This window comes from Pantoea sp. EABMAA-21, from assembly GCF_030053335.1.
GTDB classification, from domain to species: Bacteria; Pseudomonadota; Gammaproteobacteria; order Enterobacterales; family Enterobacteriaceae; genus Pantoea; species Pantoea communis.
In genome coordinates, this window is sequence record NZ_JASGBX010000005.1 from 40577 (window position 1) to 59499 (window position 18923).

Sequence of the window (18923 nt, forward strand, 5' to 3'; positions counted from 1 at the left end):
ACCATTCCCTTCAACCTGCGTCGGCCAACCCTTTCATTAATCAGACTTCAGCGTTATTCATCAATTTACCCAGCATTAATACGTTAGAATCCTGCAGCACCTCGATTAATTCACAATCGTGATTAATATCGCGCTAAATATAGCGCAGGCTTTAACTCGCTTAATGGATTTTTATTTCAACTTCGATATCAGCGTTAGAATATTACGTTACCGCTGCGATTTATTTCCGAAGGATGGAGTCATGGAAAGAATATTAGTCAGTGCCTGCCTGATGGGATTGACGGTTCGTTATAATGGCAGCGATAAGTTGCTCATCTCTCGCACGCTGCTGCGCCAGCACGGCATTGAAGTCTTCAACGAAGCGCAGTTGCGCGAACTCATTCAGCGTGTCGCGGCAGCCGATAAATGACGCGTGGTCGAGGCCGGATGACGTGCTAACGCTGCGGCCGGGCGCACCGGACGGCGCACCAGTTCTCCCTCACAGTTCGGGCAGCGATGGTTGAGCGTAGTTTCCGCGCAGTCGACACAAAAGGTACATTCGAACGAGCAGATGCGCGCATCGGGTGAGTCCGGCGGTAAGTCTTTATCGCAGCATTCGCAGTTGGGACGCAGTTCCAGCATGGTTCATCTCCAGTCAGATTTTTCACCATCATCACCGTGTTACCTCAAACGCGCCAGCCCGGTTGCAGACATAAGCAGGACAAATCGGGACATCCGATGTCCGCACGCGTGGCTTAAAAGCATTACATTCCGCTAATCACGTTCTATAGTTCAATCGCCACGTTTACTCACGAGACAATTGAATGCGTATTAAAGGACTTAACTTCGGCTTCTTTATTGTTATTTTGGCGATAGTCACCTACGCCTTTTTTGATGTGCTGACACCATATTTCTCTGCCATTTTTTGGGCAGCCATTCTGGCGGTGATCTTCCATCCGCTGAAGTCATTGCTGCGCCGCAAAATGGGCGATCGTAACGGGCTCGCTGCCTTTGCCACTCTGGCGATCATCTGTCTAATCGTGTTCACGCCATTAGCGATTATCACCTCGTCGATGGTAGTTGAAGTCAATACGGTGTACAGCAAACTGCAGAACAGCTCGTCACAGTTCCCGACGGTGTTTGCCGAATTAATGCAGCACTTACCGAACTGGGCACAGAGTTATCTCGCGGAACACAACCTCAACAATGCCGGCCAGATTCAGCAGAAACTGTCTGAATTTGCCCTCAAAGGCGGCCAATACATGGCAGGCAGCGTGTTCATGATCGGTAAAGGAACGTTCACCTTTACGGTTGGCTTCGGCGTGATGCTGTATCTGCTGTTCTTCCTGTTGAAGGATGGCCCATGGCTGGTGAATCTGATACTGGAAGCACTGCCGCTCTCTACCTATGTGAAGCATCACCTGATGGTGAAATTTGCCGCCGTCTCACGCGCTACCGTCAAAGGCACGGTGGTGGTCGCGGTGGTTCAGGGCGTGTTGGGCGGTCTTGCCTTCTGGTTCACCGGCATTGACGGCAGCTTGCTGTGGGGTGCGTTGATGGCGTTCCTGTCGCTGATCCCGGCGGTCGGTTCCGCCATCGTTTGGGTGCCTGCGGCGATCTTCTTCTTCGCCACCAGCGCGATATGGAAGGGTCTGTTCCTGGTCGGCTTCTTTGTGGTAATCGTCGGTCTGGTAGACAACATTTTACGTCCGCTGCTGGTCGGAAAAGACACCAAAATGCCTGACTACTTGATCCTGATCTCGACGCTGGGCGGCATGGAAGTTTACGGTATCAATGGCTTTGTCATCGGCCCGTTGATTGCCGCGCTGTTTATCGCCTGCTGGAACCTGCTCTCCGGGCGCGACAACCGCGACAATGTCGAGGAGATCGACGAAGAGTTTATTGAAGAGGGGAAATCTCGCGAGTAAGGCCTTTCCCTGTCAGGCGGTTGCTGCACACGGCAACCGCCCGTTTACCGGAGAACTGCATCGATGTACCAGGGTTGGTTAAAATCTTTCGCGCCGCTAGCGCAGGCGCTTATTTTGCTCGCATGTCTGACCCTTGTGCTGTTTGGGCTGCGCCTTGGTGCGCCGCTGATCAATCAGGTGCTGCTGGCGATATTTCTTGCCGTGATGCTCGATCCACTGATTAGCCGCCTGGCGCGACGCGGCATCCCACGTACGCTCTCTTCTCTGCTGGTGATTGTGATTTTGCTGCTGCTGATCGTCATCACCATCATGTCACTTAGCGCCTCCGCGCCCGACCTGATCAAACTCAGCCGTCAGGCACCCAATCTGGTAGCAGCCAAGCTGCAATACCTGACGCTCTCTCTGAGCCAGATGGGCATTGCCCTCACCGCCGATGAGATGCTGAATTTTGTCGATGCCGGTGCGGTGGTGCGCTTTGTCACCTATCAACTGTCGTTAATCCCCGGCCTGCTTTCGTGGTGGCTGATGGTGTTCCTGATGCTGCTGTTTATGCTGATTGAGCTGCCGCTGCTGAAACGCACCCTGCGCGCCAGTAAACAGCACACTGCGCTGTTTATCGCTTTGGAAGAAGGGATTCAGAGTGTGATTGTTTATGCGCGGGTGAAAACGCTGACCGGCCTGCTGGGCGGCGTGATTGTCTGGGGCATGGCGCATCTGCTGGGATTGAAGTTCGCCTTTTTGTGGGGCGTGCTGATGTTTATCTTCAACTACATTCCGGTGCTCGGTTCCTTTCTCGCGGCCATTCCGCCGGTGATACAAACCTTTATCCTGTTCGATACTCAAACCAGCCTGATGATGGTGGGATTCTTTGTGGTGCTGAACCTGCTGCTCAGTTCGGTGCTGGAACCGCTGATGCTCGGCAAGCGCCTCAATCTCACCCTGACCGTGCAGCTGCTGGCCTTCCTGTTCTGGCAAGCGCTGCTGGGCATGACCGGTGCGATACTGGCGATTCCTCTCACCTTCTTGCTGAAAAAAGTCTGGCTGGCACTGCGCCAGCCAGAGTGAGTTATCGGGCGACGCGCCAGCCAGAGTGAGTTATCGGGCGACGCGCCAGCCGCGCGTCAGATGCTTCTCAATTTCCACCAGCACAAATATCCCGGCGCTGACCGCCAGCGAAATAAACCAATATTTAACCGGCAGTGGCTCGGTGCCAAACAGCGTATTCATCAGCGGCAGATAAATAATCATCGCCTGCAGCGCCACCAGCACCAGCGTCACCAGCCAGATACCGCGATTTTTCAGCAAGCCAGCATCCAGTGAGAAGCCATTGCTATTGCGGCAGTTGAGCATATACGCCCACTGGGCAGTCACCAGCATCTGCAACAGCACCGTGCGGATAAACTCCGGCGAATAACCACGCGGCTGCAACCAGGCTTCCAGTACAAAGGCGCTAATCGAAATCAGTAACCCGACAAAAACCACTCGCCAGATGGCGTAACCATCCATCACATGGCTGCGTACGTTACGCGACGGCCGACACATGATATTACGCTCGGCGGCTTCGAATGCCAGCCCAAATGAGAGTGTTGCTGAGGTCGCCATATTCATCCAGAGAATCTGCACCGGCGTCAGCGGTAATAGATTGCCCATCAGAATGGCGATGATGATCAACAGCCCCTGCGCGAGGTTGGTCGGCATCACAAACAGGATAGTTTTCTTCAGGTTATCGTAAACGCGACGCCCCTCTTTCACCGCCGCCGCGATAGTCGCGAAGTTATCATCCGCCAGAATCATATCCGCCGACTCTTTGGTCACCTCGGTGCCTTTGATGCCCATGGCGATGCCGACATTGGCCTGTTTCAGCGCAGGGGCATCATTCACGCCATCGCCGGTCATCCCGACGATCTCCCCGCTCTCTGCCAGCGCTTTCACCAGACGCAGCTTATGTTCCGGGCTGGTGCGTGCGAAAATGTCGTACTCACGAGCCGCTTTGCCCAGTTCCGCATCATCCATGTGCTCCAGCTGATAGCCGGTGACGGCGCTGTCACTGTTGCCGATGCCTAACATCTGACCGATGGCCATCGCCGTTTCCGGGTGATCGCCGGTGATCATTTTGACGCGAATCCCGGCCTGCTGGCAGTCGCGTATGGCGGTAATCGCTTCCGGACGCGGCGGATCCATCATGCACGCCAGACCCAGCATCATCATGCCCTCGCGCAGATCGGCGTGATCGATCTGCTGCTGGCCCTCCGGCAGCCAGCGCCAGGCGGCGGCCACGGTGCGCAACCCTTCGCTGCCATAAAAGGTGATTGCGGCGTTCCAGTAATCACGATCAAGCGCTTCGGCGCCGTTTTCGCCTTGCTGCTGCTGGCACAGCGCGAGCAGCACATCCGGTGCACCGGTCAGCAGCAGACACGCCTTGCCATCAATCAAACAGCTCACGGCCATGTATTTGTAGGCCGAGTCAAACGGCAGCTTGCTCAGTACCTGCACGGATTCCGAGTTGATGCCCGCTTTCGCCGCCAATACTTTGAGCGCGCCCTCGGTGGGGCCACCGACAATCCCCCAGTGCCCCTGATTATCCTGCCTCAGTTGGCTCTCGTTGCAGATATCTACCGTCTGTAAAAAGCCATTAAGCAGCGCCTCATCACGCTGGCCGCTTTCCAGATGAAACTCCCCTTTCGGCTCATAGCTGTTGCCACTGATGCGCCAGTGACTGTTGGCCAGCACCAGCGCTTTCACCGTCATTTCGTTCATGGTGAGCGTGCCGGTTTTATCGGAGCAGATCACCGACATGGCGCCGAGAGTTTCGACCGTTGGCAGCTTACGAATGATGGCGTGATTGCGCGCCATCGACTGCACGCCGAGTGAGAGAATGATTGAGATAATCGCCGGTAAACCTTCTGGCACCGCCGCGACCGCCAGGCTGATCACCGCCAGCAGCAACTCCGCCAGCGGAATGTCGCGCAGCAGATAACCGAACACGAACAGCGCGGCCATCATCAGCAAAATGATGTAGAAAATCGCCTTACCGAGTTTTTCAATCTGCACCAGCAATGGCGTTTTTGCTTCTTCGATGGAGGAGATCATCGCGTTGATGTGCCCCAACTCGGTATCACCGCCAGTGGCGATCACCACACCTGCGGCAGTGCCAGAACTCACCGTAGTACCGGAATAAGCCAGATTCAGCCGATCGCCGAGCGACTTTTCGCCTTCCAGCGCATCGCTTAATTTGGACACCACCGTGGATTCCCCAGTGAGGATGGCTTCTTCTACCCGCAAATTGTGCACGTCGAACAAACGCAGATCGGCAGGGATTTTGTCGCCAGGACGCAGCAACACCACGTCACCGACCACCAGCTCTTCGGTCGGCACGGTGATCTGCCGCCCATCGCGCAATACCATCGCTTCGTTCGAAAGCATGTTCTGAATGCTTTTCAATGACTTCTCGGCGTTACTTTCCTGGATAAATCCAATCAGTGCGTTGATGACAGCAACGCCGAGAATGACAAAGGTATCCACCCAGTGGCCCATCACCGCGGTAATGACCGCTGCCGCCAGCAGGATGTAAATCAGTACATCTTTAAAATGCGCCAGAAAGCGCATCAGCAGTGATTTTTCGGCTTTCTGTGGCAGCACGTTGCGCCCGTTAGCCGCCAGACGCGCCTGCGCCTCTTCGGTCTGCAAGCCACTGGGCGAACTGTTTAAGCGGATAAAAGCGCTGGCACTGTCGAGCTGATATAAGGGTCGATCAGATGAATCCGATCGATCTGGACGGAAAGGAACAACGGTCATATTTCACCCCGCGCGGTTGACAATAAAATGAAAAAAGGAGAGTAAAACAAAAGCCCAGTTTAATATTATTAATCTTTACCGAGATGACCGGGGTCATGTTTTAGTTAATTAGACCGTTAATTAACATCGCTAATAACCATTCAGTGTTGAATTAATCACACTCTGGAAATCAGAGGTGATGATGCTTTATTTACCGATAAAAAATCACAACAAAAACATAAATTTAATCATTTAAAACAGCATATTGGTCCAACTTCACTTGTTTATTTATGCAAGGTTACTTACTGGCATGACTATGAGTTTAGTGACATTTTATGACGTTACTCTTAGGATCACATAAATAACTTTACCTTCAGGTAAAATTAAACCCTATCTAAACAAGGTTACACTTCGTCTTTTAGACGAGAGGTTCTTATTTCTCATTTCGACCGATAAGACCACTACCTGCACACCTTAACATTTACCCACAGTGATAACTTTTATACTGCTTTCACGTCGAAATCATCACCTTAACGCCCAGTGACATCACTGAATTTAAAAGACTCACCGCATAATTAGAAAACTGATTAAAAACCATAGTGAATATATAAATAACACGTCAGGTCATGATATTTATTGCATCAGGAAAACCTTACAAAATAATTATTTGCGCCATTTAAACTTTACTCTTAAAATCTGCTAACCAATAAAACCAATCCTTATGAATATTCCATTCACCGCAATAAACAGGACAGCCATATGAAGGAAGTTCTTATCGTTGATGACCATCCGGTGGTTCGGATGGCGTTAAGACTGCTGCTTGAAACGGACAACATGAATGTGGTGGGCGAAACGGATGACGGATTTGAAGCATTAGCGCTCACCAAGAAACTGTCGCCGGATTTGATCATCGTGGATATCGATATGCCCTCTTACAACGGCATCGACCTGGTGCAAAGGTTGCGCCACAACGGCTTCAACGGTGGCATTCTGGTACTGACCGGCAAGGACGTTGACCACTACATCAAGCGCAGCGCCACTGCCGGTGCCGATGGTTTTATTAGTAAACGCAATAATATGACCGAATTGCACGATGCCATTCGCGCGATTAATGCCGGATATGGCTTCTTTCCTTTAAATCGCCGACGTCAGGGTTTACCGGACGATATTCAGGAAGACAAAAATAAAATTGCCGGCCTCTCCAGCAAAGAATTGCAGGTGCTGGTGTATTTATCCAAAGGAATGAAAGTGGTGGAAATGGCACAGCGGATGAAAATCAGTGATAAAACCGTCAGCACTTATAAACGCCGATTAATGGAAAAGCTCGACATTCAAAATATGGTCGGCCTTTACGAGTTTGCCAAACGCAATAATATCGCCTGACAGAGTGATGGTTAAATTACTCCTCCTGATTGGCCTGATGCTCTGCCTGATGAGCCAGCCAGTCAGGGCTGAAGATCCCCGCATCATGCAGTTGGTCAGCCGTGAACAAAATGTCCTGCTGACCTTTGATCTCCCCGACAACGACTGGCGCTGGCTGGGCGAAAAGCGCGAAGTCAGCGTTGCGATTTACGCGCCTGAAAATCCGCCGTTCGATATGGTCATCGATGCCAACACGCTGGAAGGTATCTCCGCCGACTACACCGCTTTAGTTCTGCATTACCTCGGTTTACACATCAACACGCACTATTACAGCAGTCGCAGTGCGGCGCTCGATGCGCTGCAGCAAGGCAAGGTCGATATGCTGGTGGACAGCGCGGGCAGCCCGGAACCCACTGGCGCAGAGCTATTATTAAGTACCCCGTTTGCCTCTGATTACCCTGCGATGGTGTCACGCGATAACATCATGTCTGAAATGAGTGATGATAATTCGCCGATGCAGATCGCCATGCCGCGAGGCTACCTGAGCGACGCCTGGATCGAGGCGCGCTATCCGGAAGCGAAAATCACCCGCTATCCTTCTGCGCTCAGTGCGTTGGCGTCATTAGCCTTTGGCGAAAACGACTACTTTATTGGCAATCTCAACACCGCCAATTACCTGATTGAACGCAACTACGCCTCGACGCTCTCCGTGATACGCATTTTTGAGCCCACCGATGCCGGACCGCGCTTTGTCTTTCCCATCCGCAATGCGCCACTGTATCGGGGCGTCAATGCGGTGCTGAATGCCATTCCCTTGCAGCAGCACAAAGCCATCTTCCATCAATGGGTGCAAAGCATGCCGCCGATGATGGCGGCGCCGCCTCTGCAACTCACTGACCGTGAGCGACGCTGGCTGGCTCAGCATCAGACGCTGCGCGTGGTGATGAACCCGCTCGATGCGCCTTTCACGCTAAAAGATCGGCACAACAAATTTAACGGTATGACTGCAGACTTACTGCGTTTGATTCATCTGCGCACCGGTATCGACTTCACCATGATCGAAGCCTCTTCCGTCAACGCAATGTTCGACCGGCTCAGCCGCCATGAAGTTGAGCTGGTTGGCTCGCTGGCCCACAGCCCGCAGCGTGAAGCGCGCGCCCTCTTCTCCCGCCCTTACGTGCTGCCGCCGTATGTGCTGGTGAGCAAAAACACGCTGGGTGCGCCCAAATCACTCAATGACACCGACACGCTGGCGATTACGCCCCAGCATGAGCTCACCGGCTGGCTGAAGGAAAATTTCCCCCACATCAAGTTGGTCACCGTTGAGAACGCCAGTATTGCACTACAGATGGTGAATGAAGGTCGGGTGGATAGCGCGGTGAATAACCTGATTGCCGCGCGCTACATGATCGATCGTTACTTCAGTAATCGCCTGCAGATTGTCTCGCGCCTCGGGGAAAATCCCGCGCGGATCGCCTTTGCCGTAGGGCGCGATAACCCGGAACTGCTGAGCATCCTGAACAAGGTGCTGGCGACCATCCCGCCGCGCGATATCTCGCTGCTGGCGATGAAATGGCAGGGCACGCCCGATGTCAAACTCGACACCTGGATGGCCTATCGACACGAGTTTTACTGGCTGGCGGGAATCTTCGCGGTGCTGGTGATCACCTCACTGTTCTGGAACTACCATCTGCACCGCGCGGTGCGTCAGCGTAAAGAGGCGCAGGCGCGACTGCAGGAACAGGCCACCTTCCAGAAAACCCTGTTCAACGGCACGCCGGTGCCGATTTACGTCATTGACCACAAAGGCGAGATGACCAACAAAAATCCGGCCTGGAGCCAGTTCTTCAACGATGCACACTCCAATATCAGCCAATTGCCGCTCAGCGACAGCGCGCATCCGTTGCACGCTATTTGCCAGGCGCAAATGGCCTTACTGGCGGAACAAACGTCAATGGAGATGACACCACAGCGCGGCCAGATCAATAACGGCCACGAACTGCGTGATGTCATCCACCGCGCAGTGGCGTTTCGCGATAATCACGGCAACATCGCCGGAATGATTTGCAGCTGGCAGGATGTGACGGAACATGAACAACTGACCCGCGATCTGCTGCAGGCCAGCGAGCGCGCCGAACAAGCTAACCGCACCAAAAGTACCTTCCTCGCCACTATGAGCCACGAAATCCGCACGCCGATCAGCGCGATTATTGGCTTACTGGAGCTGGCGGTCGCCAATCGTCTGCAACAACCGTGCGATAAAGAATCGGTGCGCGTCGCCTATGAATCCGCGCAATCGCTGATGGGGCTGATTGGCGATATCCTCGACATGGCGAAAATCGAATCGGGCAAGCTGGAACTGTCGCCGGAATGGGTGCGCTTCGATACGCTGGCCGAACCGGTGGTGCGCGTGTTCGAAGGGCTGGCGCGCCAGAAAGGATTGCTGCTGCACTATCAGATTGACGTGCTGCATCCGGACGAACTGCTGCTGGATCCGATGCGTCTGCGGCAAATCCTCTCAAACCTGATCAGCAACGCCATCAAATTCACCGAGCGCGGCACGGTGGAAGTACAAGTGCGTAGCAAACCTGGAGAAGGCGATCGCGCTACGCTGGAACTCACGGTGCAGGATACCGGCATCGGCATCAGCGAAGAGGATCAGCAACTGATATTCAATCCTTACGAACAGTCCGCATCGGGCAAAAAACAGCGCGGCACCGGACTTGGATTGGCGATTTGCGAACAAATGGTGGCGATGATGGCGGGCAGCCTGACGCTGCACAGCCAGCCGGGGCGCGGCACCCGCATCTGCGTGCGCATTCCGGTAGATTGCCGTGAAGCGGTCAGCGTGCCAGTGGAACCGATACGCCAGCAGGATGCCTGTGGCCTGCCGTTAACCATCCTGACGGTGGATGATCATCCTGCCAACCGCTTGCTGCTGAAACGCCAGCTCACCCGACTGGGACACAAAGTGATCGAAGCCGAGGATGGCGAACAGGCGCTGTGGCTGTGGCAGGAAAACCAGATTGATTTGGTGATCACCGATTGCAGCATGCCGGTGATGGATGGCTTCACCCTGACGCGCGAACTGCGTAAAAAACAGCGCGAGCCGCTCACCATTATGGGACTGACCGCCAACGCACAGCCGGAAGAGCGTTCCCGCTGCCTCGAAGCAGGCATGGATGACTGCCTGTTCAAACCGTTGCGCCTGCCGCAGCTGGAAGCACTGCTGCAAAGAGTGCCGCGCCCGACTGTTGTGCCCTATCCCGGCCATGTCGCACTGAATCATCTGCTCGACCTCAACGCCCTGCGCGAACTGGCTCATCAGGACAACGAGATGCTGCAGCGCCTGCTCAGCGCTACCCGCGATGAAAATTTGCATGATATGCAGGTTGCCTGCGCCTGTTTCGACAATCGCGACTGGCCCGCGCTGGAGCGCAGCCTGCACCGTCTGGCAGGTTCGGTGCAGATCATCGGCGCAGTCTCGATTGCCGATCAGTGCCGCGAATTAGAGCAAGCCTGTAGCGCCCCAGCCGATGAACGCCATCTCGGCCAGATGCTTGATGAAACGCTGGGCTGCGTGCATGTGTTGAATCAGGCTATCGAAACCTTTCTCAAAGACGAGTTCAGCGCATGATATGCCCAGCGCCTCAATCCAGGTTGTGCCGCTGGGCAAAATAGAGCACATCCACCAGGTTCTTTAACTCCAGCTTCATCATCAGCCGGCTTTTATAGGTGCTGACGGTCTTATCGCTGATGTTCATACCTCGCGCAATATCCACCACTTTCTCGCCGCGCGCCAGCTGCCGCAATACATTCAGCTCTTTGGGCGACAGTTCGTCAATTTTGCGCTGGTCGCTGTTTTCATCCTCAAGATGCAAGCCCTGACGCGCACAATTCATCGGGAAAAAACCGTACCCCTTGCTGATGGCGCGAATCGCATCTCTCAGCTCGGTTAAATCTTTGCACTTACTCATAAATCCGTTGGCACCCGCCGTGGCGCAGCGGCGAATGTAGTGCTCGCTGTCTTTGCCGGAGAGCACCAGAATGCCCATCTCGTGCCCACTCTGGCGCAAGCGCTTGATGACATCGATACCGTTGAGCACCGGGATATCGATATCAATAATCACTAAATCCGGCTGCAGTTTTTTCACAAACTTTATAGCCTGAATGCCATCGCCCACTTCTCCTACGACTACCCGATTATCTTCTTCAATCAGTATCTTGAGCGCTAATCGCGTGATTGGATGATCGTCAACAATCAGTACCTTTTCCATTTTTCACCCCGTCCCGCGCATTGACCGATAAAGTAGAGCGGCTGGGTGAATTGACGTGCGTCATTAACCGTCAGGCATCAGCACCAAATTGACTCTTCCTTGTCTCGCCAGCCACCACTCTCCAAAACGATCCCTTAACGGTTATATCGGTGAATGTGGGGATCGCTAAAATAAATGCGTAATGAGTGTGATGGGACGGGAATGTGAGGAGGGATTTGTGCCCGGCCTGTGTTGCGGGAATCACTGGCCGGGCACATGAAGTGTTACTGATGCTGGCGAATAAAACTGGTGGAAGTATTCAATTACCGGAAATGTTCGGGTTGAGTTCTTGCTTCATGCAATTTTAGTTCGTCGCTCTGAACAGAGACAAATCAACTTCATTGTGGATACGCTTTGCCATACTAACGATCGTCTGCGCAAAGCTTCCTTCTCCGCGTTCAAGTAGTAAGCTCCAGGCTTCAGCATCCATATTCCAGTTGCGTGGAACATCCATACCCACATCAGCATGGCACCACCATGGCCACCATTCTGTCGTTCCAATAGTTGCATCAATTTCAGGAAAAACATCACTCATAGCTGAAGCAATGGCTGGAAAACACTCAAGGTGTATCTTCTCGTCGGGTTCATTGACCGAGCAAATCCCGTAAGCCAGGTTGCGGTAGTCAGATGTACTAAACTCCCAGCATAATTTAAAATCATCGCCTTCTTTAAATAAGAGCGAGAATGAAGCGTACTTACCTCCCAAACTCAATTCATCATTAGTCACCACTTGAGTTCCAATAGGTAACAGTTGCTGGCGAAGATGAATGATGAAATCGCGCCAGAGTCGCTCCTTAACTTGACGTATATTTTGTGCAATTGATAGTGCTGCTCGGAGGTTTTGTGGTGAGGCCACCAACTTCTCTGTCAGTTCGTTTTGCAATTCCATAGCGATATCCCCATTAATATCTTCGCGAATAAATTTTATCAAAGCATCAACAAAGCAGCGTACAGCAGGTGCCTCAATGTATAACGCACAATGTGATAGCCATCTTTCAACCTGGATAAAAGTAACAGGCTTTACATTTCGCTTTATTTCCTCTGCCAAGTCAGACCTTAAAGAAAACTCATTTATATCATTATTACAAAGATATATTAATGACCATCCAATGCCTCTGCGGTGTGATTCTACAGCTAACCATTGCGCATAATCTTGAAGTTGATCTTTTTGATCGACTGCCCAAGGTTTATTTTCAATAGCCGTTAACTCATTTTCGCCATCAATCAAGATATCGATTCTTCTACTTCCGGAAATCGTATACTCTGTATAAACCTCAGTTTGTTTTTTGGTGGTAATCGCTTTGGATCTTTCTATTAACTGATAAAAACCATTGAGAAATAACTCGCCCTGGCCATGAGTTTCATCTGGCTTAAGAAGAAACGCAAAACACTTAGAAAGCGTATTTTCATTTATATTAAAGAAGCGAAATAAACGAAAGTCTGGAGCGATTTTTTTGGAGTAACGCTTCTTTGCATGCTGATAGCTCTCCTGAAGCAGTACGGTGCTTTGCAGCAATTCCCTTAAATTTCCCCAATCATCATTTTTTTCCACAACGCATTCCTTTGTATATAATTTTATCGGATTAATTTTTAATTCGCCAACCTGACTAACTTATCTCTGAATACGTTCCCCTTCAGGGGACACATTGTGTATCTATAAACCACTCCCGGCCAACGTTTAAAAAACCACCCTCTAGAATAAAACGGTTGTCGGCATTTGCAAGAAAATATTTAATATCATAATTATTAACTGCACCGAAAACACTCATATCCTTGCGACAACTTGTGTCGCAGCCAACCAACATCTCCAAAAAAACTTTTTCATTTCATGCGACACAAAATGTCTCAGCACAATTTAAAAATAGTGCTTTCACAAGGAGAAGAATATGAACACTGTAATGTCTGCTGAAGTAAGTCAAGTCGCTGAAATGAATTACCAGGATACCAAAATGCAGCAATGGATCTTGCGGATACTATTTCGCCTGGGCGCGCACAAACAGTTTATTACCCAGCATGGATTCAGTAGCCAACCGCTGGCTGATTATCTTCACCTCAGCAATGAGCATTCTTTTAACCTGAGTCAGCAGGATCAAGATTCGTTGCTGAAAAGATTACGTAAGATTTTTCACGATGCTGAACAACATAACTCATTAACCCAAGCTTCTATTTTTCAAACTGCAATGAGCAGGTTTGCCACGCGTATTGGCTTGAACAGCGTTGAAAAATCTATTCTGGAGTTCACATTACAGCTCCATCAGGAAAGGCTGCTTGACGACGTTACGGAATGGCTTGGGCCACTCACCTCCGCCAAAGTTTATCGGACACTTGCGATGACTTTGGATATCACTGAAACCGAGGTACGCGAGGCACTTGGCCCCTCCAGCACTCTGACCAAAACCGGTCTGGTTAGCCTTGAAATGAACGGTGCGCATCTACTACGCAATAAACTTGAGCCATTCTCACCCACCCTGGCAGAACGCCTTTACGCGGGTGAGACAAGTCCAGCGCGTCTCCTGCAAGGCATGATCAACATCTGTGGGCCAGCCCATCTAAAGCTTGATAATTATGCCCACATCCCGGCAGTTAATATTCTGCGTCAGTGGTTGCATCATGCGCTGAGCACCCAAAGTATCGGGGTCAATATCCTGATTCATGGCCAACCGGGTAGCGGCAAAAGCCAGCTTTGTCGTTTGATTGCCAATGAGTTGCAAACTCCCCTGTATGAAGTCAGCAGTGAGAATGAATCCCTGCGCCCGATCAGTGGCAGCCGTCGTTTACGTGCCTGGCGTGCTGCGCAGCGCTTATTCATCGATGAACGAGCCATCATCCTGCTCGATGAGGCAGAAGATGTTTTTGTCGAAAGTCCCGGGATTCATAACAGCAGTCCGCTTCCATTAGCGAAAGCCTGGATCAATCGTCTATTGGAAGAGAATGTTGTTCCCACTCTATGGGTAGCCAATGACATTGATTATATGGACCCCGCAATGGTACGCCGCTTTGACATGGTTATTGAGCTCAATGCCCCACCACGTCATCAGCGGGCAAAGATCATTCAAGAAGCTTGTGGCGAAATACTGGCACCAGGCGCTGTTGCCCAATTAGCGGAGGCCTCTTATCTGGCCCCAGCGGTTATTAACCGGGCAGCAAACGTCCTCGCGGGCATTGGCGACAAGCTCTCAAAGGAAAAACGCCCTGAGACTTTAATGTATTTAATCAATAACACCCTAAAGGCTCAGGGGCATAAGCCGATAAAAAACCATGTTGCGGCCCAAATACCCGCGTTGTATGACACGGCATTTATCAATTGTGATAATCCACTCGATGAGATTGGTAAAGCTCTGACACCTGGTCACTCAGCGCGTTTTTGCCTCTCTGGCCCTTCGGGCACGGGTAAAACGGCATGGGCACATTGGCTTGCGAAGCAGTTAGATAAGGTCGTTATAGAACGCAAGGCTTCACAGCTTTTTGGCCGCTACGTCGGTGAAAATGAACAGAACATTGCGGCGTTATTTGAACAAGCGCATCGCGACAATGCGATCCTGCTGATTGATGAGATTGATAGTTTTCTTAGCGCACGCGACGAGTTCCATCACCATTGGCAAGTGAGTAGTGCCAACGAAATGTTAAGCCAGATGGTACTGTTTGAAGGTGTGCTGATCGCCACCACGAACAGATTTGATGTGCTGGATGCCGCCGCGCTGCGTCGTTTCGATCTTAAGGTGCGGTTCAACTATTTGTGTGATGACCAGGCGGTCGCATTGTTGAATCTTTACTCTCGTGAGCTTCAGCTCAATGAACCGCAATCTACTGAAATTAAAGAAATATCTAAACTGGACTACCTGACGCCGGGCGATTTTGCACTGGTAGCACGTCAGCATCAATTTAAGCCAGTGAGTTCAACAGCGGCTTTTATTGCCGCACTGAAAGCCGAGTGCTGGATGAAGAAACGCGAAAAACCGGCGATTGGCTTTTTGCACTAAGTAATTTGATAGGAAATCAAAATGGCTAAAAGACCTGAAACCATTGAGACCACCGTGCTCGCTCTTGAGCTTCTGCGCCGTATTCCTCGCGGCAGAAAAATCACGGCAAAAGAGCTTCATGAGCAGCTACAGCATGCTGGAATCGAGCGCGATGTAAGGACTATTCAGCGCAATCTGGAGATGCTTTGCGACCATTTTGATATCGAGCGCGACGACCGCAACCGTCCTTATGGCTATCGTTGGCTGGAGAATTCTAGTGGCGTCTCACTTCCAATGCTGACGCCGCAGGAGTCGTTGCTATTGGCGATGGCAGAAGCGCATCTGAAGCCTATTTTGCCGACCCGACTGATTAAATCCATGACCGGGTTGTTTACCCAGGCGCAGCGTAATTTGCATGACAACGGCCCTACCCGCCTTGAAGCGGAGTGGCCAGATAAAGTGCGTATCGTGGCAACCAGCCAGCCATTACTGCCGCCCCCCATCGCTGAAGGTGTGTTTGAATCCGTCAGTGAAGCGCTGTATCTCAATCACTTATTACGCATCACCTATCGCAATGCGAGCGGCAAAGAAAGCGAAAACACAGTAATGCCATTGGGATTGGCGCAGCAAGGGCCTCGCCTCTATCTGGTTTGCCGCTTCGAAGGTTACAACAATGAACGTAGTCTGGCGCTCAACCGTATCCTTTCCGCGAGCGTCAGCACCTTTACCTTCGAGCGACCATCCGAATTCAACTTAAAAAAATATGACGACGACGGCCGCTTTGGATTTGGTGAAGGGGAAATGATTTTCCTTACTTTTGAAATTGATCGCACTGCTGGACTCCACCTAATTGAATCTCCGTTATCAACGGATCAAACGCATCGGGAAATTGGTGAAGAGCGACTGGAAATCTCCGCCACCGTGGTTGATAGCGCGATGCTGAAATGGTTTTTGGCCGCGTTTGGTGATGCGGTGAGTGATGTGAGACGGGTGCCGATAGTGACCAAACAATCGGTTTATGGATAAGGTCATGTTGGATTTATAACTAATTTCATAAAAGTGCCTGGGCATTAAATGAGTGTGCTGTTTTAGAGCTTACAAATGTTGCTGGCAATGCGGTGACAGAAAGAAAATATCTAATATTAAAACTATTTCATTACAGGATTATTGGATGATGAAGTAGTTAAGCGTTTGGCAGCGCAAAAAAGAATACTAAGCGACGATTCACAAAAAGATGGCAACACAATTAAGACCAATTTTGACAACTTACAGCAGGAGTTAAAAATGTTACGAGGTTCAGAAAGAAAAGAAGCCTTAGCCAGTCTCTCTAGGGCAACTACCCAATATGAGGCCCAAGCGAAAAATACCCAGGAAGCAATTACTGACCTTTTCCTGCTACGCCAAAAGTGCAGTAAAAATTTGATTACGCGCGGCGAAAGCTTTGTTAATCGATTAGCCAATAAGCCAAAAGAATTTGATAAATCCTGGAGTGAATTAAAGGCGGAGATAGCTGAATTCGATAATGTGGTTGAAAAACTGGAAGAGGAATACCGCGCGTCCCATGTCGGAAAGGGCACGGCAGCTGCAGGGGTTGCAGTTGGCGCTGGTGTCGCAGCCTTTGCCCCTACGGCAGCCTTAGCCATTGCAACGACATTTGGTACGGCCTCAACGGGTACCGCCATTGCAACTTTAAGCGGCGCTGCAGCAACAAATGCTGCATTGGCATGGCTTGGTGGTGGAGCGTTGGCTGCTGGCGGCGGAGGCATGTCTGCAGGAGGTGCATTACTGGCGTTAGCGGGTCCAGTTGGTTGGGGAATTGGCGCAGTAGGCATAGCAAGTGGCACCTTACTGGCTCGCCGTAAGAATGGAAAAATTATTGAGGAAGCTCAAAAGGAAGACCGCCATGTTCGTGCCAAAACCAGCGAGTTGAGAGTAATGGAACGCGGTGCGCAAGAACTGAAGGTGTTAACGTCCGAACATTATCATGGTACTGAAAGCATTGTTGATGTGCTGGAAAAGACCGCGCCACGGGACTATAGCCAGTTCAATGCACATCAGAAAGATCAGTTAGGGGCGTTGATTAACCATATCAATGCGTTGTCAAAACTGATTAACAAGAAAATCCAGTAATGAACAGTGTGAATAGTCATGATGCGGTAGGCGATCAAGTTATAGGCAGTGCGGTTAATGCCCTTAACCAGGCCCGCATCAAGGATGAGTTGTTAAAGTTGGCGCAGCAGGACAGCGCCTTTACTTTTGCGGGCGAACAAATGCAGAAGGTGCGTGATTTTATTGCGTCACCAAATAACATTCTGGGTTCGATGAGTACCAAGCATGGTGAGATTGCTGAACAACTTGAAGTGGGCGTGCGCAATGCACAACAGGCGATCAATGAAGGATTAGTTGATGAGTCGGCTTTAGGGGCAACATTTAATGGGGTGGGCCGCACCGCCCCTGCGGACTATAAGATTGATGGAATTGAAGTACAGTCAAAATTTATAAATGGCATTAATAAAAATCTAACTCATGTCCTCAACCACATGGAAACTTATCCCGACTTTACAAAGGGTGAGCAATTTTATCATATTCCGAAAGATACCTGGCAGACCATCCAGGACGTCATTGACGGCAAGCCGGTAGAGGGATTGAGCGAAAAAACTATGCAGGCAATTAAGGATAAAGTTGCCGAAATTGAAAGCTCGACGGGGCGGACATTCACTGATGTCGTGCGCCCTGGAGTCTCAGATTACAAAGACGTTCAATGGGGGAAAATCGATGAAACACTCGATAAGCATGATCAGGAATTAGGCAAGCAGAACGAGGCTAAAAAAGCTGAAATTATTGAGGACCATCAGCCCTCTCTGAACGAAGCCATGCGGGCGACAGCGATAGGTGCTGCTTTTGGTGGCGTTTTTGCTCTCGGAACGGGGATATATCGCAAGTATCGTGATGGTAAAAACATCTTTTGTGGTGAGTTCGACGCACAAGACTGGCAGGACGTGGGGCTGGATACGCTAAAAGGTGCAGCGATCGGTGGGGTATCCGCTGGAGCAATTTATACACTAACTAACTATGCCTCGATGGGAGCACCTTTCGCCAGTGCACTAGTCACCGCAGCTAAAGGGGTTGGAAGCCTTGCATTATCTTACCAGCAGGGTGACATAGATCTTGATGAGTTTACCGAGCTCGGGCTCATTGTTTGTGCCGAGTCCGCTATCGTCGGTGCTATGACCATTGCAGGCCAGTCGTTAATCCCTATTCCAGTGCTAGGGGCCGTAATTGGCTCTATCTCTGGGAAGTTCATGGTCACTGTTGCCAAAAATCTGGACAGTAAAGCCCGGCGGGCTCTGCAAGCCAGAATGGACCACTTTACCCTTCGACTTAATGACATTGAGCAGCTAGCGCTTAAGCGAATCCTGTCCGAATTCACGGCATTAGGTGAACTGACAGCAGCAGCTTTCAATGTCGAAAATAATCGCAAATTGCTCGAAGCCAGTATTACACTCGCTCAAGCTTATGGAGTAGAGGAAAACAAGATTATTAAAGACGCGGATGATTTGGATGCTTTTATGATGGCGTGATGATGGGCTACTGACCTGTGTTGT

The 18923-nt window shown here is 50.9% G+C and carries 13 protein-coding genes; 9 read left to right on the top strand and 4 right to left on the bottom strand.

What is annotated here, in order from left to right:
- The first annotated feature begins 241 nt into the window (after positions 1-241).
- Positions 242-409, top strand: a complete 168-nt coding sequence (locus tag QMZ65_RS09060; RefSeq protein ID WP_176505734.1) for a 2-thiouracil desulfurase family protein — start codon at positions 242-244, stop codon at positions 407-409.
- Here QMZ65_RS09060 and QMZ65_RS09065 read toward each other — a convergent pair.
- On the bottom strand, positions 382-621 hold the full coding sequence (locus tag QMZ65_RS09065) for a DUF1272 domain-containing protein (protein WP_211728080.1): 240 nt from the start codon (positions 619-621) through the stop codon (positions 382-384). The genes QMZ65_RS09060 and QMZ65_RS09065 overlap by 28 nt on opposite strands.
- A gap of 182 nt (positions 622-803) precedes the next feature.
- On the opposite strand from QMZ65_RS09065, the gene QMZ65_RS09070 reads away from it, so the two are divergent.
- Both QMZ65_RS09070 and QMZ65_RS09075 read left to right on the top strand, forming a co-directional pair.
- On the top strand, positions 804-1907 hold the full coding sequence (locus QMZ65_RS09070) for an AI-2E family transporter (protein ID WP_097117448.1): 1104 nt from the start codon (positions 804-806) through the stop codon (positions 1905-1907).
- Between the two features lie 63 nt (positions 1908-1970).
- Positions 1971-2972, top strand: coding sequence for an AI-2E family transporter (locus QMZ65_RS09075; protein ID WP_034828294.1), 1002 nt, complete (start codon positions 1971-1973; stop codon positions 2970-2972).
- Positions 2973-3002: 30 nt separating this feature from the next.
- On the opposite strand, the gene QMZ65_RS09080 is transcribed toward QMZ65_RS09075, so the two are convergent.
- Positions 3003-5702 (bottom strand): cation-transporting P-type ATPase, encoded by a 2700-nt coding sequence (locus tag QMZ65_RS09080; protein WP_283215871.1) that lies wholly within the window; start codon positions 5700-5702, stop codon positions 3003-3005.
- A gap of 738 nt (positions 5703-6440) precedes the next feature.
- On the opposite strand from QMZ65_RS09080, the gene QMZ65_RS09085 reads away from it, so the two are divergent.
- On the top strand, positions 6441-7064 hold the full coding sequence (locus tag QMZ65_RS09085; RefSeq protein ID WP_034828290.1) for a response regulator: 624 nt from the start codon (positions 6441-6443) through the stop codon (positions 7062-7064).
- Between the two features lie 7 nt (positions 7065-7071).
- Positions 7072-10680, top strand: coding sequence for an ATP-binding protein (locus QMZ65_RS09090; protein ID WP_283215872.1), 3609 nt, complete (start codon positions 7072-7074; stop codon positions 10678-10680).
- A gap of 13 nt (positions 10681-10693) precedes the next feature.
- Here the strand turns inward: QMZ65_RS09090 and QMZ65_RS09095 are convergent, their stop codons facing one another.
- Together QMZ65_RS09095 and QMZ65_RS09100 are read right to left on the bottom strand one after the other, a co-directional pair.
- Positions 10694-11320, bottom strand: coding sequence for a response regulator (locus tag QMZ65_RS09095; protein ID WP_283215873.1), 627 nt, complete (start codon positions 11318-11320; stop codon positions 10694-10696).
- A gap of 343 nt (positions 11321-11663) precedes the next feature.
- Complete coding sequence (locus QMZ65_RS09100; protein ID WP_283215874.1) at positions 11664-12911, bottom strand: PDDEXK-like family protein; 1248 nt, start codon at positions 12909-12911, stop codon at positions 11664-11666.
- A 334-nt stretch (positions 12912-13245) separates the two neighbouring features.
- On the opposite strand from QMZ65_RS09100, the gene QMZ65_RS09105 reads away from it, so the two are divergent.
- From QMZ65_RS09105 to QMZ65_RS09120, 4 genes are all read left to right on the top strand, one after another.
- On the top strand, positions 13246-15339 hold the full coding sequence (locus QMZ65_RS09105) for an AAA family ATPase (RefSeq protein WP_249221616.1): 2094 nt from the start codon (positions 13246-13248) through the stop codon (positions 15337-15339).
- A 21-nt stretch (positions 15340-15360) separates the two neighbouring features.
- Positions 15361-16344: a helix-turn-helix transcriptional regulator gene (locus QMZ65_RS09110; protein ID WP_211728074.1), complete on the top strand. Its 984-nt coding sequence runs from the start codon at positions 15361-15363 to the stop codon at positions 16342-16344.
- Positions 16345-16485: 141 nt separating this feature from the next.
- A complete protein-coding gene (locus QMZ65_RS09115) occupies positions 16486-17448 on the top strand; it encodes a hypothetical protein (RefSeq protein WP_249221615.1) in 963 nt (320 codons plus the stop codon).
- On the top strand, positions 17448-18899 hold the full coding sequence (locus QMZ65_RS09120; RefSeq protein WP_211728073.1) for a hypothetical protein: 1452 nt from the start codon (positions 17448-17450) through the stop codon (positions 18897-18899). Before QMZ65_RS09115 ends, QMZ65_RS09120 begins: the two co-directional genes overlap by 1 nt.
- Positions 18900-18923: the final 24 nt, after the last annotated feature.